This window comes from Pantoea sp. PNT03, from assembly GCF_014852515.1.
In the GTDB taxonomy this organism is placed as follows: Bacteria; Pseudomonadota; Gammaproteobacteria; order Enterobacterales; family Enterobacteriaceae; genus Pantoea; species Pantoea leporis.
The window spans coordinates 170,643-197,364 of record NZ_JACVBT010000001.1; the positions used below are offsets into that span (position 1 = coordinate 170,643).

The window sequence follows — 26,722 nt, forward strand, 5'->3', positions numbered from 1 at the left end:
CATTACAGCCCCATTTTCACCAGTTTTGGCAGGTTCTCTTTGTCCAGGCTTTCGGTGTTGTTGCCGAGGATGGTGTGGGTCGCCTCGTCAACTTTCACTTTGCCCAAACCCTCGATAGTCATTCCGTCGGTGATTGGCTCTTTCTTCTGCATCATGTCGGCGATACGTACGAACACTTCGCCTGCGGTTTGTGGATTCCAGATGTAGCCGCCTTTGATCGCGCCACGCTGCACCAGCGATGCGCCCTGGCCAGGACTAAAGGCGCCAATTACGCAGACCTGATCGATCTTGTTACGGTTCATCACCGCGCGACCGGCGCCAATCGGACCTTGTGAACCAAAGGCCATAATCCCTTTCAAATCCGGATATTTGGACATCAGTTCGTTAGTGGTGCGAATCGAGTCATCCAGCGACTCGCCGACGCCAAACTTGTCGGTGACCATCTGCATCTTCGGATAGTGTTCTTTTTGATAATTCAGCGCGGCGTCGGTCCACTGCTGGTGCAGCGGCACGGTCAGGCTGCCGACGTACATGGCGTATTTGCCCTCTTCATGCATGCATTTCGCCAGCGCTTTCATATGGTTGATGCCGTGCGTCGGCGCATCCACCAGTTCGAAGTCCCAGTTAGCGCCTTTCTGATCCGGCGATTCGTGGGTGATCACTTCAATGCCGGCATCACGGGCGCGCTTCAGCACCGGTTCCAGCACTTTCGGGTCATTCGGCACCACGCCAATGATGTCGACCTTCTGGGCAATCAAATCTTCGATAGCGCGCACCTGCAGAGCCGGATCGGCCGCCGTTGGTCCCACCATCCACGCGTCAATGCCGCGTTTCGCTGCTTCACTCTTGATGCCCGCTTCCATGGCGTTGAACCACGGAATACCGCCAATTTTCACCACGATGCCCATGCGTAATTTGTCAGCAGCCTGCGCGCCGGAGGCGGCAAACAGGGCGAGCAGAGAACAGGCGATAAGATGTTTTTTCATAAAGACTCCGATTTAATTTTTTATTAGCTGCATCGAATGGCTGCGCTGGGAGCAATCAATAATATTGACGCCGTTCCACGCTAATTCTTGTTCCAGCTCTTTGTCTTTTAATTGGTCAGTAATGAGAAAGTCCACATCGCGATAATGACAAATACGCGCGAATGAGGGCCGCAGGAATTTACTTCCGTCCAGCAGCAGATGTTTTCTTTCCGCTGCTAATAACATTTGCTGTTTTAAATGTGCGTTGTTTTCGTTACCTTCACGTAAATAACCGTCATTGCCTAAACTGCTACAGGAGAAAAAGATCTTATTGATCTGAAATTCCCTGAGCGGTTGCTCGGCGACGACGCCGTGGAAATCTTCATAACGGTCAGAATATTCTCCCCCCAGACAGATGGTGCGGATGCTGCCGCGCGCCGCAAGGGTTTGCACAATCCTGATGGAATTGGTTAATACCGTTAATTCAATATCCGGCAGCTGTCGCGCTAAATACCAGCAAGTGGTGCTGCTATCGAGTAATATACAATCGCCGGGGCTAATGAAATCGAGTGCGCGTTTGGCAATAGCCATTTTTGCATCAACATGTTCATTGACTCTCTGGCGGAAAGATAATTCATACTCGTTAACACCTCGCGTATTTCCCTGAATGTTGGCGGCCTGTCGTTTTGCGGGTACCGCACCACCGTGACTGCGTTGTAACAGACCACGTTTCTCCAGCTGCGTTAAATCACGCCGAATAGTTTCTTGTGAAACCTGACATAACGTGACTAATTCAGCGACAATGACCCGACCATTTAAATTTAATTCGTCAATAATTCGCTGCTGTCTTTCAATCGGCAACATAACTAACCTCCGATGGCTATAAATTACTGGATAGCGCATTTGGAAAGTGTGGGCCGCGCACGAGTCCACAGTCACCAAAACGCCTTAACTGATTAGAGTGATCTGGATCTGTCTTATATGTAAATGAGATGTCTGGTTATCAAAATTAAGTGATATGGCTCACATAAATAAGCCTAATGGCGCGAAATGCGCGTTCTACGCGCGTTGCAAATCCAAAACATGAATTTAACCTAACATGACCGCTTATGACCGTTTGTGTGTATTTGACCGTTTTGTGATGAGTTAACAAGAGTCCGACGAATCCGATTGAGCAGTAATCGGCCAAAACGGATGATGAGCGCTTGCCCCATCCAGTACCCGTTCGCCACAGGTGACGGCTTTTTCAGCGGTTAACCTCGCTTTTAGGGCCGGCTCACAGTTTAGGCCTGCTGACAGCGTTCCCGTTGCGCTATTATTTTCTTTCCAGGAATTTGGGGACCGATTTTTTGATGTCGTATTGGATGAAGTTACTGCTTTTATTGCCCTTTCTTTTTGTCGCGTGCGTTCAGGCTCAGCCACTGCAAAAGTCATTTTCTGACTGGCAACTGACTTGTAACAACGCGGCTTTTTGCGTGGCACGCAGTTTTCCCGGTGACAACGGCTTAGTGATGACGCTCTCACGTTATGCTGGCGTCAACGATCGTCCCTTGCTGCGTATTGATTACGGCAGCGCCTACAGCGGTGAGCTGCCGGGCGGCCCGCTCAAGGATAACCTGCTACTCGATCAACGCCGTCTCACACCAGACCTTAAACACTGGACGGTGGAACCGCATCATCTGGCGACCAGTAATGCTATCGCCATCGACGAGTTTCTGGCGCAGACGCTGGATGCGCAAAATCTGCAGCTGACCTATAAAGCCAACGCCACCATTCCGCTCAGCGGTATGAAGGCGGCATTACTGTTGATGGATGACGTGCAGGGCCGCGTCAACGGTGCCAGCGCCTGGGTGAAGCGTGGCGACCGCGTGCAGTGGGATGTACCGCCGCAGCCAGCGTTGCCGGCGTTACCTTCGCCATTACCGCCGCCGCCGCCGCTGACGCAGGAAGAGACCAGCGGTTTAATTGATTTTGGTACCTGGCGGGTGAATACCGATAACTGCTCGCTCGATCCACTGCGGCGTGAAGTGAGCGTGTCGCCGCTGACCGACAGCAAAGCGCTACTGCTGATCAGCTGCGAAACCGGTGCGTATAACGTGATCGATCTGGCCTTTGAAGTGACGCGCACGCAGCCTTATGTATCGCGCGGTCTGAGCTTAACGCTGCCGTTTACGCCGCCGTCACGCGGGGATAATCAGCTGGAGTTGGTGAACGCGGAATTTGATGCCAGCCATGGATTGCTCTACACCTTCAGTAAAGGACGTGGTTTGGGGGATTGCGGCGTGGCAACGCGCTGGCAGTATGACGGCAGCGAGTTTGTGCTGGCGGAGTATGCGGAAGAGAAGACCTGCGATGCGTGGCACAGCAGTGAGGATTGGCCAACACTCTGGGTCACTGAATCGCAAAATCCGGCGCAGTCGCGTTAATACCACGTGCAGCATTAAATCATTGCACATTCCGTAGCGGCGCGATTTATCGCGCAATGAATTGCGCCGCTACAGCCTGCACTACAACCCAGTTAGCGGATGGCTTGCACCGTCATCGGTGAACCCGACTGATTGCCCACCAGCTCGGTCAGCATATTATTCACGCCATCGCTCATCGGGGTGAAACGCGTTAACGGCGAGCGAGTCACCACCACAAACACGCCAACGTTGTGCTGCGGCACCATCGCCATATAGGTAATGAAGCCGCCGCCGCCACCGGTTTTCTGAATAATCCCCGGACGACCTTCCTTCGGCCCCATATAGACCCAACCCATGCCCAGCGCATCGGCGCGGCCCGGCACATCCATGCCTTCCACTTTGGTTAGCTGGTCACGACGATAAATCAGCGTTTGCAGGCGATCAATTTGCGGCGTGCGGTGATTCACCGCCGAGTTAAGGAACTGCTGCATCCAGCGGCCCATATCGTCTGGCGTTGAGTAAACGCCGCCGCTACCGATGGCCGCCAGCGTGTTGTTACACGGACTGGCACCTTTCTCGGCAATCATCAGACGCTGACACTGATCCGGTGACGGCGTAAAGGTGGTGTCTTTCATGCCCAGCGGACGCGTTATCAACTGCTGGAACAGTGCTGGATAGGGCATGCCAGCCGCTTTGGCGAGCGCATCGCTCAGCAGATCAAAGCCCAGGTTGGAATAGGCGGCATTGGTGCCTGGCGCGGCCTTTAATGCCGCTCCGCTCAGCCACTGCCAGCGATCGGACTTGGTCGGCCAGACAAACACCGGACGATGCGGTTTACCGCCGGGCTGCTCGCGCGGCAGGCCGCTGGTGTGGGTGGAGAGGTTAATCAGGCGAATCGGCTGGCCGTTATAGCTTGGCACGCGCGCGCCAGGCGGCGCGTATTTGCTGAGCGGATCGTCAAGACGCAGTTGACCGCGTTCGGCCATCTTCACCATCACTTCGCTGGTCATCAGCTTGCTGAGCGAGGCAATACGAATCACCGAATCGGGCTGCGGACGCACGTTGTTGCCGGGGCGCGTATCACCAAAGCTGGCGAAAACCCGCTGATTGCCATCAATCGCCACCAGCGCCATGCCGGTTGCGCCGCTGCCATAGAAAATGTGCTCGGCGTAGCGATCAACAATTTGCGATGCCAACAGCGGATCGGGCGACGACTGCGCCATGCTTTTTAATGGAAGCACTGTAACCATTAAGGCCAGTAAAAAAGGAGTACGTTTTTTCAACGGGAAAGCGTCCGCTATAAGAATCGGAGGAAAGCTTATAGTAATCAGTTTGCGCGAGGCGTGAAGGGGGCAGGGCGGATTTTTTTCTGTTTCAGGCTGTGATCAAAAAATGGCCCTTACGCCAAAAAGACGCAGGGCCAGATCGATTAGTGCGGCTTGAGTAAAGCTTCAGTGTGGCTGACGATGTTCTCGACGGTGAAACCGAATTCCGGGAACAGTTTGCCGGCGGGGGCTGACTCACCAAAGGTGGTCATACCGACAATCGCGCCATCCAGACCAACATACTTGTACCAGTAATCAGCAATACCGGCTTCGACCGCCACGCGCGCTTTCACGCCGGATGGCAGCACCGATTCGCGATACGCGACGTCCTGCTTATCAAACACGTCGGTGCTCGGCAGCGAAACCACGCGAATCTTGTGGCCAGCAGCGGTGAGTTTATCCGCCGCGCCCAGCGCGATTTCAATCTCCGAACCGGTGGCGATGATGATCGCATCCGGCGTGCCGTTGCTGTCCTGCAGCACATAGCCACCGCGTGCAATATTCGCCACCTGCTCTTTGCTACGCTCTGGCTGCAGCAGGTTCTGACGCGATAGGATCAGCGCGGTTGGCCCATGATGGCGCTCAACGGCGGCTTGCCACGCCACGGCGGTTTCCACCTGATCGCACGGACGCCACACACTCATGTTTGGCGTAACGCGCAGGCTGGCAATCTGCTCAACTGGCTGGTGTGTCGGACCATCTTCGCCGAGGCCGATGGAGTCATGCGTATAGACCAGCACCTGACGCGCCTTCATCAGCGCCGCCATGCGCACCGCATTACGCGCGTACTCGACGAACATCAGGAAGGTAGCGGTGTATGGCACGAAGCCGCCGTGATGCGCGATGCCGTTGCCGATCGCCGTCATACCAAATTCACGTACGCCGTAGTGAATGTAGTTACCGGCAGTATCCTCTTTGATCGATTTTGAGCCCGACCAGATGGTGAGGTTACTGGGTGCCAGATCCGCTGAGCCGCCGAGGAATTCCGGCAGCAGCTTGCCAAACACTTCCAGCGTATTTTGTGAGGCTTTACGGCTGGCGATTTTCTGTGGATTAGCCTGCAGCTCTTCAACAAACTTCTGCACTTCGCTACTCCAGTTAGCCGGCATTTCACCGCTCAGACGACGGGTAAACTCCTGCGCCAACTCGGGGTGTGCCTCTTTATAAGCGGCAAACTTATCATCCCAGGATTTCTCGCGCTGCGCGCCCGCTTCTTTGGCATCCCACTGCTGATAAATCTCTTTCGGGATCTCAAACGGCGGATAGTGCCAGCCCAATTTCTGCCGCGTCAACGCTACTTCTTCTTCGCCCAGCGCCGCGCCGTGCGACTCCTCTTTACCGGCTTTGTTCGGCGAACCGAAACCGATAGTGGTGCGACAGATAATCAGTGACGGCTTATCGGTGACGCTTTGTGCCTCTTTAATCGCCGCAGCGATCGCTGCCGAATCGTGGCCGTCGATACCTTCTGCGCTACCCACGACGTGCCAGTTGTAGGCTTCGAAACGTTTGTGCGTGTCGTCGGTGAACCAGCCTTCGGTTTCACCATCGATGGAGATGCCGTTGTGATCGTAGAAGCCAATCAGTTTGCCGAGGCCGAGCGTACCGGCCAGCGAGCTCACTTCGTGCGAGATGCCTTCCATCAAACAACCATCGCCCATAAACACGTAGGTGTGATGATCAACGATGTCGTGGCCGGGACGGTTAAACTGCGCCGCCAGCGTGCGTTCGGCAATCGCTAAACCGACCGCATTGGCCAGGCCCTGGCCGAGCGGACCGGTGGTGGTTTCCACGCCAGGCGTGTAGCCGAGTTCAGGGTGTCCCGGCGTTTTTGAGTGCAGCTGACGGAAGTTTTTCAACTCTTCCATCGGCAGGTCGTAGCCGGTGAGATGCAGCAGGCTGTAGAGCAGCATCGAGCCGTGACCGTTGGAAAGAATAAAGCGGTCACGATCGGCCCACGCCGGATTGTTGGGATTGTGTTTCAACACATCGCGCCATAACACTTCGGCGATATCTGCCATGCCCATCGGCATACCTGGGTGCCCGGAATTTGCTTTTTGTACCGCATCCATGCTGAGTGCACGAATTGCGTTAGCCAACTCTCTGCGTGAAGACATAAGGTTCTCCCTTGTGATTTGGCGATAGCGGATGAGCCAATGCCCATCCGCCATAAGAGTGAGTGCGGATTACAGACGAGAAGAGAGCACGTCTTCCAGCTTCTGCTGGTCGACGGCGAACTGACGGATGCCGTCTGACAGTTTTTCTACCGCCATCGGATCCTGATTGTGTTCCCAGCGGAATTCCGCTTCAGACAGTGAAGCCGGCTGATGGAAACCTTCGGTTGATGGCTCCAGCTTACGCTCCAGCGGCGCGTCGCTGTTGGCCAGCTCTTCCAGCAGGTTAGGGGAAATGGTCAAACGGTCACAGCCGGCCAGCGCCTGAATCTGTTCCACTTTACGGAAGCTGGCACCCATGATGACGGTGCTATAACGGTGCTTCTTGTAGTAATCGTAGATACGGCGCACAGATTTCACGCCCGGATCCTCATCGACCACATACGGATCCATCGGTTTGCGGGTGTTGTACCAGTCGTAAATACGGCCAACAAACGGCGAAATCAGGAACACACCGGCTTCGGCACAGGCACGCGCCTGAGCAAAGGAGAACAGCAGCGTCAGGTTGCACTGAATGCCGTTTTTCTCCAGCTCCTCGGCGGCTTTGATGCCTTCCCAGGTTGATGCCAGTTTAATCAGAATGCGTGAGCGGTCGATGCCGTGCTCTTCGTACAGACGCACCAGCTTCTCGGCTTTGGTGACACACATGCCACGATCGAAGGAGAGGCGCGCATCCACTTCGGTCGAAACACGGCCCGGTATGCTTTTCAGAATTTCCATACCGAGGTTGATCGCCACTTTGTCGCTGGCGTTGATGATTTGCGTCTCTTTGCTGCCGCCCTGTTTTTTCGCGTAGTCGATGGCGTCATCAATCAGATGTTTATAACCCTCAAGACCGGCGGCTTTCAGAATCAATGAGGGGTTGGTGGTCGCGTCTTCTGGATTGTAATGGCGAATGGATTCGATATCGCCGCTGTCCGCCACCACGGTGGTGTATTGTTTCAATGCATCTAGCTGGTTCATCACTTAACTCCTTGATTAGCAATAATGTGGGCAAAGGTGTTGCACCCATTCCTGTTAAGTATTGGTCCAACACAGTGCTACAGACGTTACACGAAGAAAATGCGTTTTCTCTGATTGTGGCGTCGTGGCGCTTAAGAGGTGCGATAGTGAAAGGAGGACTGGCCTAAACGGTTCAGCTACGCTTTTTGCCATCAATAAGGATAGCAGGCTGTGCCGATCCCGCAGGCGAAGCGGTGGCAATCCGTGCCTTTCAGTCTGTGCGTTCTTTGAGCGCCTTCACCCTCTTTTGTGCCGCACATTCCTATACTGAATGCCTATTTAGCGATGCCAAAGGATGCCCAATGGACGATCAACTCAAGCAAAGCGCGCTCGATTTTCATCAATTTCCCACGCCCGGAAAAATTCAGGTTTCACCCACCAAACCGTTAGCCACGCAGCGCGATCTGGCGCTGGCCTATTCGCCCGGCGTCGCTGCGCCTTGTCTGGAAATTGCCGCCGATCCGCTGGCGGCGCGCAAATACACCGCGCGTGGCAATCTGGTGGCGGTGATCTCCAACGGCACCGCGGTGCTGGGGCTGGGTAACATTGGCGCGCTGGCGAGTAAGCCGGTGATGGAGGGCAAGGGCGTGCTGTTTAAAAAGTTCGCCGGCATTGACGTGTTTGATATCGAAATCGATGAGCGCGATCCCGATAAGTTGATTGAGGTGATTGCCGCGCTGGAACCCACTTTTGGTGGCATCAATCTGGAAGATATCAAAGCGCCCGAGTGTTTCTATATTGAGCAACAGCTGCGTGAGCGCATGCAGATCCCGGTATTCCACGACGATCAGCACGGCACGGCGATCATCTGTACCGCGGCGGTGCTCAACGGCTTAACCATCGTTAAAAAAGCCATCAGCGAGGTGCGGCTGGTGGTTTCCGGCGCAGGTGCTTCGGCGATTGCCTGCCTGAATCTGCTGGTGGCGCTCGGCATGCAGCAGCACAACATTGTGGTGTGCGATTCCAAAGGGGTGATCTATCGCGATCGCGAGCCGAATATGACGCCGACTAAAGCCGCCTATGCGGTGGCCGACAGCGGCGCACGCACGCTGGATGAGGTGATTGGCGGCGCGGATATTTTCCTTGGCTGTTCCGGCCCCAAAGCGCTGACGCCGGAGATGGTGCAGAAGATGGCGCAGGATCCGCTGATTCTGGCGCTGGCCAATCCCGAGCCGGAAATCATGCCGCCGCTGGCCAAACAGGTGCGGCCCGACGCGATTATCTGCACCGGGCGCTCTGATTTCCCCAATCAGGTGAACAACGTGTTGTGCTTCCCGTTTATCTTCCGTGGCGCGCTGGACGTGGGTGCCACCGCGATCAATGAAGAGATGAAGCTGGCGGCGGTGCACGCGATTGCGGCGCTGGCGCAGGCGGAACAGAGCGATGTGGTGGCGTCGGCATATGACGATCAGGATCTGAGTTTCGGCCCGGATTACCTGATCCCCAAACCGTTTGATCCGCGTTTAATCGTGCAGATCGCGCCCGCGGTGGCGAAAGCGGCGATGGAATCGGGCGTCGCCACGCGACCGATTGAGGACTTTGATGCTTATCGTGAGCAGCTCACCGAGTTCGTCTATAAAACCAACCTGTTTATGAAGCCGATCTTTTCGCAGGCGCGTAGAGATCCCAAACGCGTGGTGCTGGCAGAAGGCGAAGAGGTGCGCGTGCTGCACGCCACGCAGGAGCTGGTGACGTTAGGGCTGGCGAAGCCGATTCTGATTGGCCGGCCGAATGTCATCGCTATGCGTCTGCAAAAGCAGGGTTTAAAAATCGAGGCCGGCAAAGATTTTGAGATCGTCAATAACGAGTCCGATCCACGTTTCAAAGAGTACTGGAATGAGTATTACCAGATCATGAAACGGCGCGGCGTGACGCCGGAAACTGCCCAGCGCGCGGTGATCGGCAATCCCACGCTGATTGGCGCGATCATGGTGCATCGCGGTGAGGCCGATGCGCTGATCTGCGGCACCATCGGCGATTATCAGGAACATTATGATGTGGTGGAGAAAGTGTTCGGGCTGCGAGAGGACGTGAAGGTGGCGGGCGCGATGAATGCGTTGCTATTGCCGAGCGGCAATACCTTTATAGCTGACACCTACGTTAATGAAGATCCCAGCGCAGAACAACTGGCGGATATCACGCTGCTGGCGGCGGAAACGGTGCGACGCTTCGGCATTGAACCGCGCGTGGCGCTGCTGTCGCACTCCAGCTTTGGCACCTCAAATGCGCCGGGCGCGCGCAAAATGCGTGACGTACTCGCGTTGATTCAGCAACGCGCCCCGGACCTGGAGATTGACGGCGAAATGCACGGTGATGCGGCGCTGGTCGAGAGCATTCGCCGTGAACTGATGCCGGACAGCCCGCTGAAAGGCACCGCGAATTTGCTGATTATGCCGAACGTCGAAGCGGCGCGTATCAGCTATAACCTGCTGCGCGTCTCCTGCTCCGAAGGTGTCACGGTGGGACCGGTGTTGATGGGGATCAGCAAGCCGGTACATGTGTTGACGCGTATCGCCTCGGTGCGGCGCATCGTGAATATGGTGGCGTTAGCGGTGGTGGAGGCGCAGACCGAGCCGTTGTAACGACTTGATTGGCGAATGTGTTGCGCCGCAATGAAATTCTGCACACCTTTTCGCGGCGCAATTCATTGCGCGATAAATCGCGCCGCTACGGGGTGTGCGGTTGGTTAATTATGTCGCTTCAACCAATCTTTGACTGGCAGGAAATCACGGTACAAGGCGGCTTCGGGGGAATCGGCTTCTGGCTGATAATCGTATTCCCAGCGCACCAGCGGTGGCATCGACATCAAAATGGATTCGGTGCGGCCGCCAGTTTGCAGGCCAAACAGCGTGCCGCGATCCCACACCAGATTGAACTCGACGTAGCGACCACGACGATAGAGCTGGAACTGGCGCTCGCGGTCGCCCCACGGCAGCGCTTTGCGCCTGGCCACAATCGGCAGGTAGGCGTTGGCAAAACCGTTGCCGACTGCCTGCATAAAATCGAAGCAGTAATCGAAATCGGGCGTGTTCAGGTCGTCATAAAACAGACCGCCGATACCGCGCTGCTCGTCGCGATGCTTAAGGTAGAAGTAATCGTCGCACCACTTTTTGTAGCGCGGATAAACCTCCTCACCAAACGGCTGGCATAGGTCGTGCGCGGTTTGATGCCAGTGCAGCGCATCCTCTTCGAAGCCGTAATAGGGCGTAAGATCGAAACCGCCACCAAACCACCACACCGGATCGGCGCCCGGTTTTTCCGCAATAAAGAAGCGCACGTTGGCGTGGCTGGTGGGCACATAAGGATTGGATGGATGCACCACCAGCGATACGCCCATCGCTTCAAAGCTGCGCCCTGCCAGTTCAGGACGATGCGCGGTGGCGGACGCGGGCATTTGATCGCCATGCACGTGCGAGAAGTTAACGCCGGCTTGTTCAAACACCGCGCCATAACGCAATACGCGACTGCGTCCGCCGCCGCCGCCGGGACGTTGCCACTCATCTTCGGCAAAGCTCGCCTTGCCATCTTCCGCCGCTAATTGGGCGCAAATATCATCTTGCAGCGCCAGCAAAAAGGCTTTGACGCGGGAAATATCGGGATTGCTCATCAGTTACTCGTTCCGGAAATGTGCCGCGATTCTACCACAGGATAAAGACTATGCTTCGCGACGATCGACCTCATCGAAGTAGCGGGTGATGCCGTCGGCAATGGCGCTGGCAATTTTCTGGCGGAACGCCTGCGTGCCAAGCAGCTGCTCTTCACGCGGATTGGTAATGAAGGAGGTTTCCACCAGCACCGAAGGAATCGACGGCGATTTCAGCACCGCAAATGCAGCCTGTTCGGTGTGCTGGCTGTGCAGATGATGCACCGGGCGAATCTGATCGAGGACGTGTTTACCCAGCGTCAGGCTGTTGCGAATGGTATCGGTCTGCACCAGATCGAACAGAATCTGGTTGAGGTAATGATCTTTATCCTGCACCTCAGCGCCGCCTACTTTGTCGGCATCGTTTTCACGCTGCGAAAGGTATCGCGCCATCGCGCTGCTGGCACCGCGATTGGAAAGGGCAAAAACCGATGCGCCGTTAGCATCCGGGCTGGTGTAGCCATCGGCGTGAATCGACATAAACAGGTTAGCGCCGTGCTGGTGGGCGATTTCGACGCGCTGATAGAGCGGAATAAAGTGGTCGCTGTCACGCGTCAGGCGCACTTCGATGTGCGGATGCGATTGCAGCAGCGTCTTCACGGTATTGGCGATCGCCAGCACAATGTGTTTCTCTTCAGAACCCTCTTCGCCGACGGCGCCGGAATCGATGCCGCCGTGGCCGGGATCGATCATCACGATGCGTTTGCCGTTGCTGGCAGGTTTCGGTGGCGTATGACGCGGACTGACGCGCAAATCGCTGTTCTGTTCTTTGGCCTGCACCGCACGCGGTGATAACACCGCCAGCGCTAAACCGGAAAGTATCAGTTGGCGACGATTGGTAAGGCGCTTAAGCAGTGAAATCTTCTTCATTTACGGGTCCATGGCAGGTAAATCCTGCCCCGTGTTATAGCGTAACAATTGCCAGGCGGCGACCTCGCAACTATTTCAAGTGTTTACTTTCTATTGCAACAGACTAACAGCGATGTCGCGCTTTTTTTGCTCCGTTGTCACGCGTGAGGGTTGCGCCTGGCAAAGAATGCGTGATAATCAGCGAATTGTGCCTAACAGCAGGGTAACGTCGATGGAAATCCGTTCTTTCCGCCAGGAAGATTTTGAAGAAGTGATCACGCTCTGGGAGCGTTGCGATTTGTTACGCCCATGGAACGATCCGGAGCTGGACATTGAACGCAAAATGAACCACGACGCGGAACTGTTTCTGGTCGCGGAAGTCGGTGGCGAAGTGGTCGGTACGGTGATGGGCGGCTACGACGGCCATCGCGGCTCCGTCTACTATCTGGCGGTGCATCCTGATTATCAGGGCCGTGGCTTTGCCAATGCGTTGATGAACCGTCTTGAGAAAAAGCTGATTGCGCGCGGTTGCCCAAAAATCAATTTGATGGTGCGCGAAGAGAACGATCAGGTGGTGGCGTTTTACGAAAAGCTCGAATACGAGCCGGTGGACTCGCTGCTGCTGGGCAAGCGTTTGATTGAAGATCGCGAGTATTGAGAGTCGGTTTGAAATACCTCCCCGAAGAGTACGATGCGAAAGGGCAGCTGCGGCTGCCGTTTCTTTTCTGGCTGATCCTGTTATTGCAGGCGCGCACCTGGCTGCTGCTGGTGATGGCGGGCGCATCACGCCAGCAGGGCAATGATTTGCTGGCGCTGTTCTATCCCGACCGCCAAAGCTTCTGGCTGGGGCTGGCGTTAGGCATTCCGGCGGCTATCGGCTTATTGCTGACCGGCTATCGCCAGCGCTGGCCGCGCCTGTGGCAAAGCTGGCGTCATGTATTGAGCGTATCGCTACTTATCAGCCTGCTGTGGCAAGGTTCCAGCCTGCTGCAAGGCGCCTTTCCCGACTCGCCGCTGCCGCTGTTATTGACGCTGTTTGACCTGCTGGCGTTGTTCTGGCTGCAAACGCAACCTCGCTTGCGTGACTGCTTTCTGCCGGAACATCAGCAGGTCGAATAAACTTTTTGCCGGTTTGCGACTCCAACAGGCACGCCAATCGGCTTAGCAGATCAAGGAGTTTTCATGAAAGTTGTTCGTCACGCACTGCTGGTTAGCAGCATGGTTCTGGCCGGCTGCGCCAGTTCGGGTTCCTCTGGCAGCGCGAGCGATAGCGAAAGCCATTGGTACAATCCGCTTAGCTATCACTGGTCGGCGCTCAATCCACTCGGCTGGTTTGGTGGATCGCTGGAGGTCACCGAGCAAGGCGTTGCGGGCCTGACGAGCACCACCTCAATGTCGGAAGACGCCATCCATAAAGCGCTGAACGGCGATTACAAACTGCGTCAGGGCATGCGCACGCAGAATGGTCAGGTGGTGGATTTCTGGCAGGCGCTGGATGGCGACAACGTTAAATTGGTGATTAATGGCAGCAGCAGCGTGGAGCGCATTGAAGTGCAGGATGCCGATGCCAAAGCGGCGGATGGCAGCAAGATCGGCGATCTGTTCAGCGACAAGTTCAGCAAAGCCTTTAATAACTGCAAAATGGTCACCGGTCTTGATGCACGCGATGTTGAGTGCCGTGCGCCGGGCAGCCAGCACATCTCCTACATTTACAGCGGTGAATGGCATGGTCCGGAAGGCTTGATGCCGTCGGACGATACCCTGAAAAGCTGGAAAATCAGCAAGATTGTCTGGCAGCGTTAAACCAGATAAAACTTGCTTAAAAACCCGCTCAAAGAGTGTGGCTTTCCGGTATGATGCGGGCGAAAAATGTCGTCTAACCTTCATGCCGGAGAGCATAGCAATGTCTCAGTTTCAGAGCGGGATCCTGTTGGAGCACCGCCGTTTCGCCATTTGGCTCGAAGCCCGCGTCACGGGCGATCTTGACGCGCTGCGCCAGGGCAGCAAATTCTTCTTACAGCAGCTTGAAGCGCTGCAGACGCAATTCAGTGATGCCGGATTGGGCGCGGTGATCGCCTTTGGTGATGCGCTGTGGCGCGATCTGCAAGGCAACGCTTCTGCACCTGAACTCAAAGCTTTCGCCGCGCTTGGTAATGGCATTGCGCCTGCCACGCAGCGCGATTTGCTGATCCATATTCAATCTCAACGACACGACGTGAACTTCGCGCTGGCTCAGGCGGCACTTAGCGCCTTTGCCGCTGCGGTCAATATCGAAGAAGAGACGCACGGTTTCCGCTGGATTGAAGATCGCGATCTATCGGGCTTCGTCGATGGCACGGAAAATCCGCAGGGCGAAGCGCGCAAGGAGGTAGCGATTATCAGCGCAGGCGCGGATGCGGGCGGCAGCTATGTGTTTACCCAGCGCTGGGAGCACAACCTTAAGCTGTGGAACCGCATGGCGGTGGAGAAACAGGAAGCGATTATTGGCCGTACTAAAGAGACGGATGAAGAGTTGCCGGGCGATCAGCGTCCTGCGACATCGCATCTCAGCCGTGTCGATCTGAAAGAAGAGGGGAAAGGGCTGAAAATTCTGCGCCAAAGCCTGCCATACGGCAGCGCCAGTGGCACGCATGGGCTGTACTTCATCTCTTACTGTCATCGTCTCTATAATATTGAGCAGCAATTGCTGAGCATGTTCGGCGAGCGCGACGGCAAGATGGACGCCATGCTGCGCTTCACCAAACCGGTTAGCGGCAGCTACTTTTTTGCGCCGTCGCTAGATGCTTTGCAAGCGCTGTAACCTCTATGTATTAAGGTCAACCTGGCGCGATTCATCGCGCCGCTACGGATATCAGCCCTTATTTGTCGCGGCGCCATTTATTGCGCAATGAATCGCTTAATGCCGATTTACATTTCCATTCGCCGCATAAACTCTCCCGCCGTCTTATGCCTTTTTAGACTTTGAAATCCCTAAACGATATATAAAACCGTTACAGCTTTCCCCTGAGTTATAAATACACTGACAGCATCTAATGGCATTGGCTTAACTGTCGTCTTTCAGGGTGCAGCATGACACTTCCGATTTCGAAAAAATGGCTTGGCGGTATCGCGCTGTCGTGTGCTTTAGCCGGTGCGGCGCAAGCGACCGAGTTGCTGAATAGCTCTTACGACGTTTCGCGCGAACTGTTCGTTGCCCTGAATGCACCCTTTGAAAAACAGTGGGACGCTGCCCATCCTAATGACAAGCTGACCATCAAGCAGTCGCACGCCGGTTCTTCTAAGCAGGCGCTGGCGATTCTGCAAGGGCTGCGCGCCGATGTGGTGACCTACAATCAGGTGACCGATGTGCAGGTGCTGCACGACAAAGGCCAACTGATTCCCGCTGACTGGCAACAACGTCTGCCAAACAGCAGCTCACCGTTTTACTCCACCATGGCGTTTCTGGTGCGTAAAGGTAACCCAAAGCAGATTCACAGCTGGGCCGATCTGGCGCGCGATAACGTGAAGCTGATTTTCCCTAACCCAAAAACCTCGGGTAACGGCCGTTACACTTATCTCGCCGCGTGGGGCGCTGCCGATCAGGCGGATGGCAAAGATAAAGCCAAAACTGAAGCCTTTATGGCGAAGTTCCTCAAGAACGTGGAAGTGTTTGATACCGGCGGTCGCGGTGCGACCACCACCTTTGCCGAGCGCGGTCTGGGCGATGTGCTGATCAGCTTTGAATCGGAAGTGAATAACATCCGTAATCAGTACGGCAAAGACGACTACGAAGTGATCGTGCCAAAAACCAATATTCTGGCGGAGTTCCCGGTGGCGTGGGTCGACAAAAATGTCGAGCACAACGGCACCGCAGACGCGGCCAAAGCTTATCTGAATTATCTCTACACGCCCGAAGCACAGAAAATCATCACCACTTACTACTATCGCGTGAATAACCCGCAGCTGATGGCGGAGCAGAAAGATCGCTTCCCACAAACTGAACTGTTCAACGTCAAAGACGCCTTTGGCGGCTGGGATAACGTGATGAAAGTCCATTTTGCCAATGATGGCGAGCTGGACAAATTACTGGCAGCGGGGCGCGGTTAATGTTCGCGCTCGCTCAAAAACGTGTTTTGCCGGGCTTTGGATTGAGCCTCGGCACCAGCTTACTCTTCACCTGTCTGATTCTGCTGCTGCCGATCAGCGCGCTGCTGATGCAGCTGTCGCAGATGACGCTGGCGCAATACTGGGCGGTGATTAGCCATCCACAGCTGATCGCCGCGTATAAAGTGACGATTCTGGCGGCGGGCGTGGCCTCGCTGTTCAACGCCGTATTCGGCATGCTGATGGCGTGGATTTTGACGCGTTATCGCTTCCCCGGCCGCACGCTGCTGGATGGTTTGATGGATCTGCCGTTTGCGCTGCCGACTGCGGTGGCAGGTTTAACGCTGGCGGGTCTGTTTTCGGTCAACGGCTGGTACGGTCAGTGGCTGGCGCATTTTGATATTAAAGTCTCTTACACCTGGCTCGGCATCGCTGTGGCGATGGCCTTTACCAGCATTCCGTTTGTGGTGCGTACCGTGCAGCCGGTGCTGGAAGAGTTAGGTCCGGAATATGAAGAAGCCGCGGAAACGCTGGGCGCAACGCGCTGGCAGAGCTTCCGTCGCGTGGTGCTGCCAGAAGTGGCGCCGGCATTGCTGGCCGGCACTGCGCTGTCGTTTACCCGCAGCATCGGTGAGTTTGGCGCGGTAATCTTTATCGCCGGCAACATCGCCTGGAAAACGGAAGTGACCTCGCTGATGATTTTCGTGCGTCTGCAGGAGTTTGATTATCCGGCGGCGAGTGCCATCGCCTCGGTGATCATGGCGGCTTCTTTGCTGCTGCTGTTCGCGATTAACACCTTGCAGAGCCGCTTCGGCCGTCGCTTAGGAGGCCACTGATGGCGGAGATTTCACACATCAATCACGCCGACCGCCAGCCAATTAACTGGGGCAAGTGGCTGCTGATTGGCATCGGTGCGCTAGTTTCCATCCTGCTGCTGGTGGTGCCGATGGTTTCCATCTTCTGGGAAGCGCTTAACCAGGGTTTGGTTGCCTCGCTGAGTAACCTGAAAGATGGCGACATGCTGCACGCCATCTGGCTGACCCTTTTAGTGGCGCTGATTACCGTGCCGGTCAACATGGTGTTCGGTACGCTGCTGGCGTGGCTGGTGACGCGCTTCACCTTTCCCGGCCGCCAGCTGCTGTTGACGCTGTTTGATATCCCGTTTGCGGTGTCGCCGGTGGTTGCCGGGTTGATGTATCTGCTGTTCTGGGGCGTCAACGGTCCTGCCGGTGGCTGGCTGGATGCGCATAATATTCAGATTATGTTCTCCTGGCCGGGCATGGTGCTGGCCACCATCTTCGTTACCTGTCCTTTTGTGGTGCGTGAGTTGGTGCCGGTGATGCTGAGCCAGGGCAGTCACGAAGATGAAGCGGCGGTGCTGCTCGGCGCATCCGGCTGGCAGATGTTCCGCCGCGTGACGCTGCCGAATATCCGCTGGGCGCTGATGTACGGCGTGGTGCTAACCAACGCACGTGCGATTGGCGAATTTGGTGCGGTCTCGGTGGTTTCGGGATCGATTCGCGGCGAAACCTATACCTTGCCGCTTCAGGTTGAATTACTGCATCAGGATTACAACACCGTGGGCGCCTTTACTGCCGCCGCGCTGCTGACCCTGATGGCAATCGTAACGCTGTTTCTGAAAAGCGTGGTGCAGTGGCGATTAGAGCATCAGCAGAAGCGCCTACAGGAGGAAAATCATGAGCATTGAGATTAAACAAATCAACAAATCGTTTGACCGCACGTCGGTTCTTAACGACATCTCTCTGGATATTCCTTCCGGCAAGATGGTGGGGCTGCTGGGGCCATCCGGTTCCGGTAAAACCACGCTGCTCCGTATCATCGCTGGGCTGGAACATCAGAATAGCGGACAGATCCATTTCAATGGCAAAGACGTCAGCCGCATCCATGCGCGCGATCGTCAGGTGGGCTTTGTGTTCCAGCACTACGCGCTGTTCCGCCACATGACGGTGTTCGACAATATCGCCTTTGGCCTTACCGTTCTGCCACGTCGCGAACGTCCAGGTGCTGCTGAGATCAAACAGCGCGTTACGCGTCTGCTTGAGATGGTACAACTTTCCCATCTGGGCAACCGCTTCCCGGCGCAGTTGTCGGGTGGACAGAAGCAGCGTGTAGCGCTGGCGCGTGCACTGGCGGTAGAACCGCAAATCCTGCTGCTGGATGAGCCGTTTGGCGCGTTGGATGCGCAGGTGCGTAAAGAGTTGCGTCGCTGGCTGCGTCAGTTGCATGAAGAGTTGAAATTCACCAGCGTGTTCGTGACCCACGACCAGGAAGAAGCGATGGAAGTGGCGGACACCGTGGTGGTGATGAGCCAGGGCAACATCGAACAGGTTGGCACGCCAGATGACGTATGGCGCGATCCATCGACGCGCTTTGTGCTGGAATTCCTTGGCGAAGTGAATCGCTTTACAGGCGAAGTACATGGCTCTCAGTTCCATGTGGCCGCGCATCGCTGGCCGCTGGGCTACACGCCTGCGCATCAGGGCGAAGTTGAACTGTTCCTGCGTCCGTGGGAAATCGATATTTCACGCCAGAGCAGCCTGGAAACGCCTTTGCCAGTGCAGGTGCTGGAGATCAGCCCGCGCGGCCACTTCTGGCAGTTGGTTGTTCAGCCGAGCGGCTGGCAGGGCGAGGTGTTCTCCGTGGTGTTCGACGGCGATCACCATGCGCCGGTGCGTGGTGAACGCCTGTTCGTTGGCCTGCAACAGGCGCGAATTTACCATGGCACTACGCCGCTGCGCCCGGTTGCCTTTGCCGAGAGCGCCTGATATTTTTGACACTCCTTCGGGCGGGACTTTCCCGCCAGTTTTATTTGCCCCTCTTTCGTCTGGAATTAAACCGTGACCACACTGGAAAATACCATCGGCAATACGCCGTTGATAAAGTTGCAGCGCCTGACGCCTGATAACGGCAGCGAGATCTGGCTAAAGCTGGAAGGCAACAATCCAGCCGGTTCCGTCAAAGACCGTGCGGCCTGGTCGATGATTCATCAGGCGGAGTTGCGCGGTGACATCAAACCGGGCGATACCTTAATTGAAGCCACCAGCGGCAATACCGGCATTGCGCTGGCGATGATCGCCGCGATGAAGGGCTACAAGCTGCGCCTGTTGATGCCCGATAACATGAGCCAGGAGCGCCAGGATGCGATGCGCGCCTACGGCGCTGAATTGCTGCTGGTATCGCGCGAGCAGGGCATGGAAGGGGCACGCGATTTGGCGCAGGCGATGGCCGATCGCGGCGAAGGACGCGTGCTGGATCAGTTCAACAATCCCGATAATCCGCTGGGCCACTATCTCACCACGGGCCCGGAAATCTGGCAGCAAAGCGCTGGCCGCATGACGCATTTTGTCTCCAGCATGGGCACCACCGGCACCATTACCGGCGTTGGGCGTTACCTTAAAGAGTTCGCGCCAGCGGTGCAGATAATTGGCCTGCAGCCACAAGAGGGCAGCAGCATTCCCGGTATACGTCGCTGGCCTGAAGCCTATTTGCCTGGCATTTTCCGTCCGGAGTTAGTGGATGAGGTAATAGATATGGCGCAGCGCGAGGCGGAAGAGACCATGCGCGCGCTGGCGCAGCGTGAAGGGATTTTCTGTGGCGTCAGCTCTGGCGGCGCGGTGGCCGGCGCATTGCGTATCGCCACGGCGCAGCCTGGCAGCGTGGTGGTGGCGATTGTGTGCGATCGCGGCGACCGCTATCTCTCAACCGGCGTTTTCCACTGATCCCAATTTCCCACCGATGATTTGGCCTGCGCGTACTGTGATGGTACGTCCAGGCCATTTTTGTCTATAGTCTTCGTAATAATCGTCTGACGTAAGCAACGTAAGGATCGCGTAAAACCGGCTGCGTTCGTTGTGGACTCAGGACAAAATAGCGGCAATTTACACGAGAGATAACGATGAAAATTCTGCTGGTTGATGATGATGTAGAACTTGGCACCATGTTGAGCCAATACCTGATTGCTGAAGGTTTTGAAACACAACTGGTTTTAACCGGTAGCGCCGGTGTGGAGGGCGCGTTATCGGGCAACTATACCGCAATGATTCTCGACATCATGCTGCCTGATATGAGCGGCATCGATGTGCTGCGCCAGGTGCGGCAGAACAGCCGATTACCGGTAATTATGCTGACGGCGAAAGGCGACAATATTGATCGGGTGATCGGCCTGGAAATGGGTGCGGATGATTACATGCCGAAACCGTGCTATCCGCGTGAACTGGTGGCCCGTCTGCGCGCCGTGCTGCGTCGCTTTGAAGATCAGACTCCGCTGCCGGATAAGAAAGAGCTGCTACGCTGGGGCGATCTCAGCCTCAATCCCGCCACGCGTATCACCGAATGGCAGGGCAAAGCGTTCGATCTGACGGCTTCAGAGTTTAACTTGCTGGATTTGCTGCTGCGTGCGCCGGATCGCGTGGTGTCGAAAGATGAGCTGTCGGAAAAAGGCCTTGGCCGTCCGCGCGAAGCTTACGATCGTAGCGTTGATGTGCATATCAGCAACATCCGTCAAAAGCTGGCTGCCTTAACCGCCGACAGCGTCAACATTGAAACTGTGCGCAGTATTGGTTATCGCATTCGATGAAACACAGCTATCGCGGCCGCATGTTCTGGAAAATTTTGCTGGGCTTCTGGATTGTGTTTGTCATCATCAGCCAACTGTTGTGGCTTGGCTTTACGCTCTCCGGTAATCGACATGAGCCGCCAGAGCTGGTGGCGATTCGGCGTATCGTTAATCTGCAAATGGCGTCAGCGGTTTCAGTGCTGGAGCGCGGTGGTCCCAGCTCGCTTGATGACATGATGGCCGACTGGGAACCGAACGATCGGCAATTCTTCTCGGTGATCCAGCACGAAAAGCCCGCTGCGACGCCCAACAATGCGCCGCCAGAAAGCATCAACGAACCCTTTCAGGGACCGTTTCCTGATGTGATTGTGCGCTGGGTAAAAGGGCAGGATGGCAAACAGTACGAGCTGCGTTACGACGTTAAAGGTCTGCGCGAAGACAGCTCAATGGGCGGCGGCCGCCCGCGCCGCATCCTGAATATCCCCGAACCGATGTTTACCTTCGCTGGCGCATTGGGGCTGCTGTTTAGCCTGCTGCTGGCGTGGAACCTGACGCGACCAATGCGGCAGCTGCGTGAGGGCTTTGCGCGCGTCTCCAGCGGTGATTTGTCGGTACGGCTCTATCCGGTGATGCGTAAACGCCATGATGAGCTCTCGAACGTTGCGCAGGATTTTGATGCGATGGTTGAGCGCCTCGATACGCTGGTGAAAGCACGTGAGGAGCTGCTGCATGATATCTCCCACGAGCTGCGTTCACCGCTGGCGCGCTTGCAGCTGGCGACCGGCCTGGCGCGGCAGACGCCGGAATCCGTCGAATCCTCGCTCAATCGCATTGATGAGGAAGCCCGACGCCTCGACAAGATGATTGGCGAGCTGCTGACGCTTTCGCGCGCTGAGCACGAAAGTATGCCTGGGGAACAATATTTCGACCTTACCGGCCTGCTGCATGCGGTGGTGACCGATGTGCGCTACGAAGCGCAGATTCCCGGCGTGATTGTCGATTTTCAGGTGGATGAGAATGCGGATTACACCGTTCACGGCAATGCGGAACTGATTCGTCGTGGTGTGGAGAATGTGCTGCGCAATGCGCTGCGTTTCTCGCACAAAGGGCAGCACATCAATGTGCGGCTGCAGGCGGAAAATCAGTGGCTGGCAATTAGCGTGCGCGATCAAGGGCCGGGCGTGGATGATGAAAAGCTCTCAAGCATCTTCGATCCTTTTGTCCGCGTGAATTCTCCACTGATGGGCAAAGGTTATGGCTTGGGGCTATCGATTGTGCGTAAGGTGATTCTGGCGCATCACGGTGAAGTTCAGGCGGTAAATCGCCCGGAAGGTGGTCTGGAGTTAACGTTAAGGTTACCGCGCTGGAAACAGGAATAAGGCTTAGTGCAGTCGGTCAGGACAATGGGGCAGATCATAAAGACGGCATAAACCGTCCCTTGGCCTCGGCTCGCGCCTTCCCTGGCGCGAGACGCTTTACTCCTCTGCCCCGTCGTCCCGACCTCTTCCCGCATTGTGCGCGTTGAAAGATGCAAGAGTAGGGCAGACTGAAACAAAAAACGGCACCCATTGGGTGCCGTTTTGCAATTCTCACGAATCAGCCGAAGCTTACTTTTTAATGCGGATAACCGGAGTCTCGCCCACAGTTACCTGACCGGAGAGTTTGATCAGGTCTTTAATCTCGTCCATGTTCGAGATTACAACCGGCGTCAGCGTGGATTTCGCTTTCTCTTCCAGCAGTGCCAGATCAAACTCGATCACCACGTCGCCTTTCTTAACCTTCTGGCCTTCTTCAGCGATGCGTTTGAAACCTTCACCTTTGAGCTCAACCGTGTCGATACCGAAGTGAACAAACAGTTCGATACCGTTATCAGACTCGATTGAAAATGCGTGGTTAGTTTCGAAAATCTTGCCGATAGTACCATCAACCGGTGCAACCATTTTGTTGCCGGTTGGTTTGATTGCGATACCGTCACCCACGATTTTCTCAGCGAATACCACATCAGGTACGTCTTCGATATTTACGATTTCGCCTGACAGAGGCGCAACGATATCAATAGTGCCTGACGCGCTCTCTGATTTTTCGCCAAAAAGTTTAGAAAACAAACCCATGATCTTCTCCTAAGCAGTAATTTGAGGCTAGCGTCCGTGGATCAGCAGAGCGTTTTTTCTTTAATGAACTTGTTGACCAAATTCATCAAATCATCCGCTGTTGGTTGATCCAGAGCCTGCTCCGCCAATGCCTTCGCATCTTCGAAATTAGTATTACGAATGATTTTCTTGATGCTTGGGATTGAAATGGCGCTCATGCTGAATTCGTCCAGCCCCATTCCCAGTAACAGTAGTGTAGCACGTTCATCACCAGCCAGCTCACCACACATGCCGGTCCATTTCCCTTCGGCATGTGATGCGTCGATCACTTGCTTAATGAGGCCAAGTACAGATGGCGTCATTGGGTTATAGAGGTGTGAAATCAAATCATTACCACGATCGACCGCCAGAGTATACTGCGTCAGGTCATTTGTCCCAATACTAAAGAAGTCGACTTCTTTCGCCAGATGGCGAGCAATCACTGCGGATGCTGGCGTTTCAACCATGATGCCGACTTCGATGGTCTCATCAAAGGATTTGCCTTCTTCACGCAGTTGCGCTTTCAACAGCTCCAGTTCGCCTTTCAGAATGCGAACTTCTTCTACTGAAATGATCATTGGGAACATGATGCGCAGTTTACCGAATGAGGATGCACGCAGAATCGCGCGCAGCTGCGCATGCAGAATCTCTTTACGGTCCATGGCGATACGAATCGCGCGCCAGCCGAGGAACGGGTTATCTTCTTTCGGCAGGTTCATGTAAGGCAGATCTTTGTCGCCGCCGATGTCCATGGTACGCACGATAACCGCCTGCGAACCCACGGCTTCAGCCACGGCTTTATACGCCTGAAATTGTTCTTCTTCGGTTGGCAGTGAATCACGGTCCATAAACAGGAACTCGGTACGATACAGGCCAACACCTTCCGCGCCGTTGCGCTCTGCACCGGCGACATCGCGCACGGTACCGATGTTAGCGCAGACTTCAACCTGATGGCCGTCCAGCGTAATGGCTGGCAGATCTTTCAGTTTCGCCAGTTCATGCTTTTCAGACAGATATTGAGTCTGAATTGCTTTCAGTTCTTCCTGCACGTCATCAGTTGGATTGACGTAAATTTTGTTGTTCACGCCATCAATGATCAGGAAATCACCGTTTTTCACGGTGGCAGTCACGTTGCCGGTGCCGACAATCGCAGGCAGCTCAAGCGAACGCGCCATGATCGAGGTGTGAGATGTACGCCCACCCAGATCGGTAATAAAGCCCAGCACCTTTTTCAGGTTCAGCTGTGCGGTTTCTGACGGCGTTAAATCTTTCGCCACCAGAATAGATTCGTCAGCAATCGCACTCAGGTCGACAATGTGCAGACCGAGAATGTTCTGCAGCAGACGCTTACCAATATCACGTACGTCAGCCGCACGCTCTTTCAGGTATTCGTCATCCAGCTCTTCCAGTGCAACGGCCTGGCCTTCAATCACGGTGTGAGCAGCGGCGTCCGCGGTAGCATGGTCTTTCTTGATGAGGTCGATGATTTCCTGCTCAAGCTCTTCGTCTTCGAGCAGCATGATGTGACCTTCAAAGATCGCCGCTTTCTCTTCACCGAAGGTTTCACCGGCTTTAATGCGAATGGCTTCGAGCTGTGAAGCAGCTTTGCTGCGTCCATCGAGGAAGCGCTGAACTTCCTGCTCAACCTGATCGTCAGTAATTTTTTTACGGCTGATGACGATCTCATCTTCCTTCAGCAAAAGTGCGTTGCCGAAAGCGATACCCGGTGATGCTAAAATGCCTGAAATCATAACCCTACCTTTTAATCACGATGGCTCATTGACCCGATGCGTCGCCACTGTCGCGGAGCAGTACTCTAAAGATGCAATAACGCGGACAGATTGTCCGCGATCAAGATATTTGCACTCAATGGGGCAAAGGGGTCGGTTTAGTTGCGAACTGAGCCGGTTACTCCAGCTCAGCCATCAGCTTGACCAGGTGCTCAACCGCTTGCTGCTCGTCTTCACCTTCAGCAGACAGCGTAACAACCGTACCTTGAGTCAGACCCAAAGTCTGCAGTTTGAACAGGCTTTTCGCGCTGGCAGATTTGCCATTAGAGGTCACATTGATTTCTGACTTAAAAGCCTTTGCTTCTTTGACGAACTGGGCTGCAGGACGAGTATGAAGGCCGTTAGGTGCGGTAATGGTAACTTCTTGCTGGAACATTCTATTTCCCCAACTTTATCAGGTTTGGTGTTATGGATCTAAAGTCTAGCCTGGAGCCGTAACTTTAGCCTGTGTAGGTGCGCTGGTATGGCTTTAAGCTCACCATAAAATGCGCTCGAATGAGTACGTCATTAACAGTGACAGATCAAAAACTGCACGAATGCGTCACTCTTCTCATTATGCCGTGATTCGCCGTTTCGCCAAATCAGTAAATCGATTCAGCTTGATCCACTTCAAAGGCAGATTAATTTCAGGCACCGAAATAATTGGAAGCTTAAATACCAGAGCCGCATCACTGAAAGCAATCTGTCTGGTGATAAAAGTGAGATCTGTACCACAAAAAAGCACCCATTCGGGTGCTTTTTTCGTCAGTTTCAGACTTTAAGCATCACTGATGGAGTTCTTTCTCTGTGAAGAGATCGGCAAACAGCGCGGTACTTAAATAACGTTCGCCGGAGGAGGGCAGAATCACCACGATGTTCTTGTTGGCGAAGGCTTCATCTTCTTGCAGCTTCAGCGCGGCAGCAACGGCAGCACCTGAAGAGATACCTGCTAAAATACCTTCTTCTTCCATCAGCTTACGGGCGGTGCTAATGGCTTCTTCATTGGTGATCGCCACTACGCGGTCGATCAATTCCAGATCAAGGTTGCCAGGAATGAAGCCGGCACCGATGCCCTGAATTTTATGTGGGCCTGGTTTGATCTCTTCGCCCGCCAGTGCCTGAGCAATAACCGGTGAATCTGTTGGCTCAACGGCAACGGTAATCAACTCGGTCTTGCCTTTGGTATTCTTGATGTAGCGGCTCACGCCTGTCAGCGTACCGCCGGTGCCCACGCCCGCAATAAACACGTCCACTTCGCCGTCGGTGTCTTCCCAAATTTCTGGACCGGTGGTTTTTTCGTGGATTTCCGGGTTGGCTGGGTTGCTGAACTGCTGCAACAGCACATATTTGTCCGGATCGCTGGCGACAATCTCTTCCGCCTTCGCGATGGCACCTTTCATGCCTTTAGGACCTTCGGTTAGCACCAGGTTAGCTCCCAGCGCTTTCAGCAGCTTGCGGCGCTCAATTGACATGGTTTCTGGCATGGTTAGCGTCAGCTTGTAACCGCGCGCTGCGGCGACGTAAGCCAGCGCAATACCGGTGTTACCGCTGGTTGGTTCAACCAGTTCAACGCCCGGCTTCAAAATACCGCGTTTTTCCGCGTCCCAAATCATATTGGCACCGATACGGCATTTGATGCTGAAGCTCGGGTTGCGCGACTCGACCTTAGCCAGAATGCGGCCGTTACCGATGCGGTTCAGTCGAACCAGCGGCGTATGACCAATTGTCAGAGAGTTGTCTTCATAGATCTTACTCATAGCTCGTCCTTAACTGTATGAAATATTGGGAACCCTCAGAGCATACCT

24 protein-coding genes are annotated in these 26,722 nt (G+C 55.0%); 13 read left to right on the forward strand and 11 right to left on the reverse strand.

Annotated elements, in window-relative coordinates; all coding sequences use genetic code 11:
• Positions 1 to 2 precede the first annotated feature (2 nt).
• Together IB226_RS00800 and IB226_RS00805 are read right to left on the reverse strand one after the other, a co-directional pair.
• Positions 3 to 986 carry a substrate-binding domain-containing protein gene (locus IB226_RS00800; protein WP_110866506.1) on the reverse strand — a complete coding sequence of 328 codons (984 nt, stop codon included), beginning with the start codon at positions 984 to 986 and terminating at the stop codon, positions 3 to 5.
• Positions 987 to 998: 12 nt separating this feature from the next.
• Entirely contained in the window at positions 999 to 1,829 is an 831-nt protein-coding gene (locus tag IB226_RS00805) for a DeoR/GlpR family DNA-binding transcription regulator (protein WP_101763547.1), read from the reverse strand.
• A 488-nt stretch (positions 1,830 to 2,317) separates the two neighbouring features.
• On the opposite strand from IB226_RS00805, the gene IB226_RS00810 reads away from it, so the two are divergent.
• Positions 2,318 to 3,391: a DUF1176 domain-containing protein gene (locus tag IB226_RS00810; RefSeq protein WP_192233070.1), complete on the forward strand. Its 1,074-nt coding sequence runs from the start codon at positions 2,318 to 2,320 to the stop codon at positions 3,389 to 3,391.
• Between the two features lie 92 nt (positions 3,392 to 3,483).
• Here IB226_RS00810 and ampH read toward each other — a convergent pair whose 3' ends face one another.
• The 3 genes from ampH to tal form a co-directional block, all read right to left on the reverse strand.
• The gene (gene ampH / locus IB226_RS00815; protein ID WP_101763549.1) at positions 3,484 to 4,653 is read right to left on the reverse strand and encodes a D-alanyl-D-alanine-carboxypeptidase/endopeptidase AmpH; all 1,170 of its coding nucleotides are present in this window, start codon (positions 4,651 to 4,653) and stop codon (positions 3,484 to 3,486) included.
• Positions 4,654 to 4,799: 146 nt separating this feature from the next.
• Positions 4,800 to 6,809 carry a transketolase gene (tkt, locus tag IB226_RS00820; RefSeq protein ID WP_192233072.1) on the reverse strand — a complete coding sequence of 670 codons (2,010 nt, stop codon included), beginning with the start codon at positions 6,807 to 6,809 and terminating at the stop codon, positions 4,800 to 4,802.
• Between the two features lie 69 nt (positions 6,810 to 6,878).
• A complete protein-coding gene (gene tal / locus IB226_RS00825) occupies positions 6,879 to 7,829 on the reverse strand; it encodes a transaldolase (RefSeq protein ID WP_101763551.1) in 951 nt (316 codons plus the stop codon).
• A gap of 341 nt (positions 7,830 to 8,170) precedes the next feature.
• On the opposite strand from tal, the gene maeB reads away from it, so the two are divergent.
• Complete coding sequence (gene maeB, locus IB226_RS00830; protein ID WP_192233074.1) at positions 8,171 to 10,450, forward strand: NADP-dependent oxaloacetate-decarboxylating malate dehydrogenase; 2,280 nt, start codon at positions 8,171 to 8,173, stop codon at positions 10,448 to 10,450.
• Between the two features lie 104 nt (positions 10,451 to 10,554).
• Here the strand turns inward: maeB and hemF are convergent, their stop codons facing one another.
• Positions 10,555 to 11,475 carry an oxygen-dependent coproporphyrinogen oxidase gene (hemF, locus tag IB226_RS00835; RefSeq protein WP_192233076.1) on the reverse strand — a complete coding sequence of 307 codons (921 nt, stop codon included), beginning with the start codon at positions 11,473 to 11,475 and terminating at the stop codon, positions 10,555 to 10,557.
• A 48-nt stretch (positions 11,476 to 11,523) separates the two neighbouring features.
• Positions 11,524 to 12,381 (reverse strand): N-acetylmuramoyl-L-alanine amidase AmiA, encoded by an 858-nt coding sequence (gene amiA / locus IB226_RS00840; protein ID WP_101763566.1) that lies wholly within the window; start codon positions 12,379 to 12,381, stop codon positions 11,524 to 11,526.
• Between the two features lie 211 nt (positions 12,382 to 12,592).
• Here amiA and IB226_RS00845 point away from each other — a divergent pair, with 211 nt between their 5' ends.
• The 11 genes from IB226_RS00845 to IB226_RS00895 all read left to right on the forward strand — a co-directional run bounded on the left by IB226_RS00845 (position 12,593) and on the right by IB226_RS00895 (position 22,398).
• A complete protein-coding gene (locus tag IB226_RS00845; RefSeq protein WP_061717913.1) occupies positions 12,593 to 13,018 on the forward strand; it encodes a GNAT family acetyltransferase in 426 nt (141 codons plus the stop codon).
• Between the two features lie 8 nt (positions 13,019 to 13,026).
• On the forward strand, positions 13,027 to 13,479 hold the full coding sequence (locus tag IB226_RS00850) for a DUF2919 domain-containing protein (RefSeq protein ID WP_225608132.1): 453 nt from the start codon (positions 13,027 to 13,029) through the stop codon (positions 13,477 to 13,479).
• A gap of 63 nt (positions 13,480 to 13,542) precedes the next feature.
• Positions 13,543 to 14,163 (forward strand): RpoE-regulated lipoprotein, encoded by a 621-nt coding sequence (locus IB226_RS00855; protein ID WP_192233080.1) that lies wholly within the window; start codon positions 13,543 to 13,545, stop codon positions 14,161 to 14,163.
• A 100-nt stretch (positions 14,164 to 14,263) separates the two neighbouring features.
• Positions 14,264 to 15,160 (forward strand): Dyp-type peroxidase, encoded by an 897-nt coding sequence (locus IB226_RS00860; RefSeq protein WP_192233082.1) that lies wholly within the window; start codon positions 14,264 to 14,266, stop codon positions 15,158 to 15,160.
• 269 nt (positions 15,161 to 15,429) lie between these two features.
• Positions 15,430 to 16,446, forward strand: a complete 1,017-nt coding sequence (locus IB226_RS00865) for a sulfate ABC transporter substrate-binding protein (protein ID WP_192233084.1) — start codon at positions 15,430 to 15,432, stop codon at positions 16,444 to 16,446.
• The gene (gene cysT, locus IB226_RS00870; RefSeq protein ID WP_064739484.1) at positions 16,446 to 17,279 is read left to right on the forward strand and encodes a sulfate/thiosulfate ABC transporter permease CysT; all 834 of its coding nucleotides are present in this window, start codon (positions 16,446 to 16,448) and stop codon (positions 17,277 to 17,279) included. Before IB226_RS00865 ends, cysT begins: the two co-directional genes overlap by 1 nt.
• Positions 17,279 to 18,151: a sulfate/thiosulfate ABC transporter permease CysW gene (gene cysW / locus IB226_RS00875; RefSeq protein ID WP_101763571.1), complete on the forward strand. Its 873-nt coding sequence runs from the start codon at positions 17,279 to 17,281 to the stop codon at positions 18,149 to 18,151. Before cysT ends, cysW begins: the two co-directional genes overlap by 1 nt.
• Positions 18,141 to 19,229 (forward strand): sulfate/thiosulfate ABC transporter ATP-binding protein CysA, encoded by a 1,089-nt coding sequence (gene cysA, locus IB226_RS00880; RefSeq protein WP_192233086.1) that lies wholly within the window; start codon positions 18,141 to 18,143, stop codon positions 19,227 to 19,229. Before cysW ends, cysA begins: the two co-directional genes overlap by 11 nt.
• Before the next feature lie 72 nt (positions 19,230 to 19,301).
• Positions 19,302 to 20,183 (forward strand): cysteine synthase CysM, encoded by an 882-nt coding sequence (gene cysM / locus IB226_RS00885; RefSeq protein WP_110866517.1) that lies wholly within the window; start codon positions 19,302 to 19,304, stop codon positions 20,181 to 20,183.
• A gap of 176 nt (positions 20,184 to 20,359) precedes the next feature.
• The gene (locus IB226_RS00890; RefSeq protein ID WP_008107810.1) at positions 20,360 to 21,040 is read left to right on the forward strand and encodes a response regulator transcription factor; all 681 of its coding nucleotides are present in this window, start codon (positions 20,360 to 20,362) and stop codon (positions 21,038 to 21,040) included.
• Entirely contained in the window at positions 21,037 to 22,398 is a 1,362-nt protein-coding gene (locus IB226_RS00895) for an ATP-binding protein (protein WP_101763574.1), read from the forward strand. Before IB226_RS00890 ends, IB226_RS00895 begins: the two co-directional genes overlap by 4 nt.
• Positions 22,399 to 22,626: 228 nt before the next feature.
• On the opposite strand, the gene crr is transcribed toward IB226_RS00895, so the two are convergent.
• The 4 genes from crr to cysK all read right to left on the reverse strand — a co-directional run bounded on the left by crr (position 22,627) and on the right by cysK (position 26,674).
• Entirely contained in the window at positions 22,627 to 23,130 is a 504-nt protein-coding gene (gene crr / locus IB226_RS00900; protein WP_008107804.1) for a PTS glucose transporter subunit IIA, read from the reverse strand.
• 41 nt (positions 23,131 to 23,171) lie between these two features.
• Positions 23,172 to 24,899 carry a phosphoenolpyruvate-protein phosphotransferase PtsI gene (gene ptsI / locus IB226_RS00905; RefSeq protein ID WP_110866519.1) on the reverse strand — a complete coding sequence of 576 codons (1,728 nt, stop codon included), beginning with the start codon at positions 24,897 to 24,899 and terminating at the stop codon, positions 23,172 to 23,174.
• A gap of 157 nt (positions 24,900 to 25,056) precedes the next feature.
• Positions 25,057 to 25,314, reverse strand: a complete 258-nt coding sequence (ptsH, locus tag IB226_RS00910; protein WP_101763576.1) for a phosphocarrier protein Hpr — start codon at positions 25,312 to 25,314, stop codon at positions 25,057 to 25,059.
• A 388-nt stretch (positions 25,315 to 25,702) separates the two neighbouring features.
• Complete coding sequence (gene cysK / locus IB226_RS00915) at positions 25,703 to 26,674, reverse strand: cysteine synthase A (protein ID WP_192233088.1); 972 nt, start codon at positions 26,672 to 26,674, stop codon at positions 25,703 to 25,705.
• Positions 26,675 to 26,722 lie beyond the last annotated feature (48 nt).

What these genes read in the sequence shown, in the direction of transcription:
- cysK (WP_192233088.1), bottom strand. Translation starts at nt 26,674, where the DNA reads ATGAGTAAGATCTATGAAGACAACTCTCTGACAATTGGTCATACGCCG.
- ptsH (WP_101763576.1), bottom strand. Translation starts at nt 25,314, where the DNA reads ATGTTCCAGCAAGAAGTTACCATTACCGCACCTAACGGCCTTCATACT.
- IB226_RS00890 (WP_008107810.1), top strand. Translation starts at nt 20,360, where the DNA reads ATGAAAATTCTGCTGGTTGATGATGATGTAGAACTTGGCACCATGTTG.
- IB226_RS00895 (WP_101763574.1), top strand. Translation starts at nt 21,037, where the DNA reads ATGAAACACAGCTATCGCGGCCGCATGTTCTGGAAAATTTTGCTGGGC.
- IB226_RS00810 (WP_192233070.1), top strand. Translation starts at nt 2,318, where the DNA reads ATGTCGTATTGGATGAAGTTACTGCTTTTATTGCCCTTTCTTTTTGTC.
- cysW (WP_101763571.1), top strand. Translation starts at nt 17,279, where the DNA reads ATGGCGGAGATTTCACACATCAATCACGCCGACCGCCAGCCAATTAAC.
- IB226_RS00800 (WP_110866506.1), bottom strand. Translation starts at nt 986, where the DNA reads ATGAAAAAACATCTTATCGCCTGTTCTCTGCTCGCCCTGTTTGCCGCC.
- cysA (WP_192233086.1), top strand. Translation starts at nt 18,141, where the DNA reads ATGAGCATTGAGATTAAACAAATCAACAAATCGTTTGACCGCACGTCG.
- maeB (WP_192233074.1), top strand. Translation starts at nt 8,171, where the DNA reads ATGGACGATCAACTCAAGCAAAGCGCGCTCGATTTTCATCAATTTCCC.
- hemF (WP_192233076.1), bottom strand. Translation starts at nt 11,475, where the DNA reads ATGAGCAATCCCGATATTTCCCGCGTCAAAGCCTTTTTGCTGGCGCTG.
- IB226_RS00860 (WP_192233082.1), top strand. Translation starts at nt 14,264, where the DNA reads ATGTCTCAGTTTCAGAGCGGGATCCTGTTGGAGCACCGCCGTTTCGCC.
- cysT (WP_064739484.1), top strand. Translation starts at nt 16,446, where the DNA reads ATGTTCGCGCTCGCTCAAAAACGTGTTTTGCCGGGCTTTGGATTGAGC.
- amiA (WP_101763566.1), bottom strand. Translation starts at nt 12,381, where the DNA reads ATGAAGAAGATTTCACTGCTTAAGCGCCTTACCAATCGTCGCCAACTG.
- tal (WP_101763551.1), bottom strand. Translation starts at nt 7,829, where the DNA reads ATGAACCAGCTAGATGCATTGAAACAATACACCACCGTGGTGGCGGAC.
- ptsI (WP_110866519.1), bottom strand. Translation starts at nt 24,899, where the DNA reads ATGATTTCAGGCATTTTAGCATCACCGGGTATCGCTTTCGGCAACGCA.
- IB226_RS00865 (WP_192233084.1), top strand. Translation starts at nt 15,430, where the DNA reads ATGACACTTCCGATTTCGAAAAAATGGCTTGGCGGTATCGCGCTGTCG.
- IB226_RS00855 (WP_192233080.1), top strand. Translation starts at nt 13,543, where the DNA reads ATGAAAGTTGTTCGTCACGCACTGCTGGTTAGCAGCATGGTTCTGGCC.
- tkt (WP_192233072.1), bottom strand. Translation starts at nt 6,809, where the DNA reads ATGTCTTCACGCAGAGAGTTGGCTAACGCAATTCGTGCACTCAGCATG.
- IB226_RS00845 (WP_061717913.1), top strand. Translation starts at nt 12,593, where the DNA reads ATGGAAATCCGTTCTTTCCGCCAGGAAGATTTTGAAGAAGTGATCACG.
- IB226_RS00805 (WP_101763547.1), bottom strand. Translation starts at nt 1,829, where the DNA reads ATGTTGCCGATTGAAAGACAGCAGCGAATTATTGACGAATTAAATTTA.
- crr (WP_008107804.1), bottom strand. Translation starts at nt 23,130, where the DNA reads ATGGGTTTGTTTTCTAAACTTTTTGGCGAAAAATCAGAGAGCGCGTCA.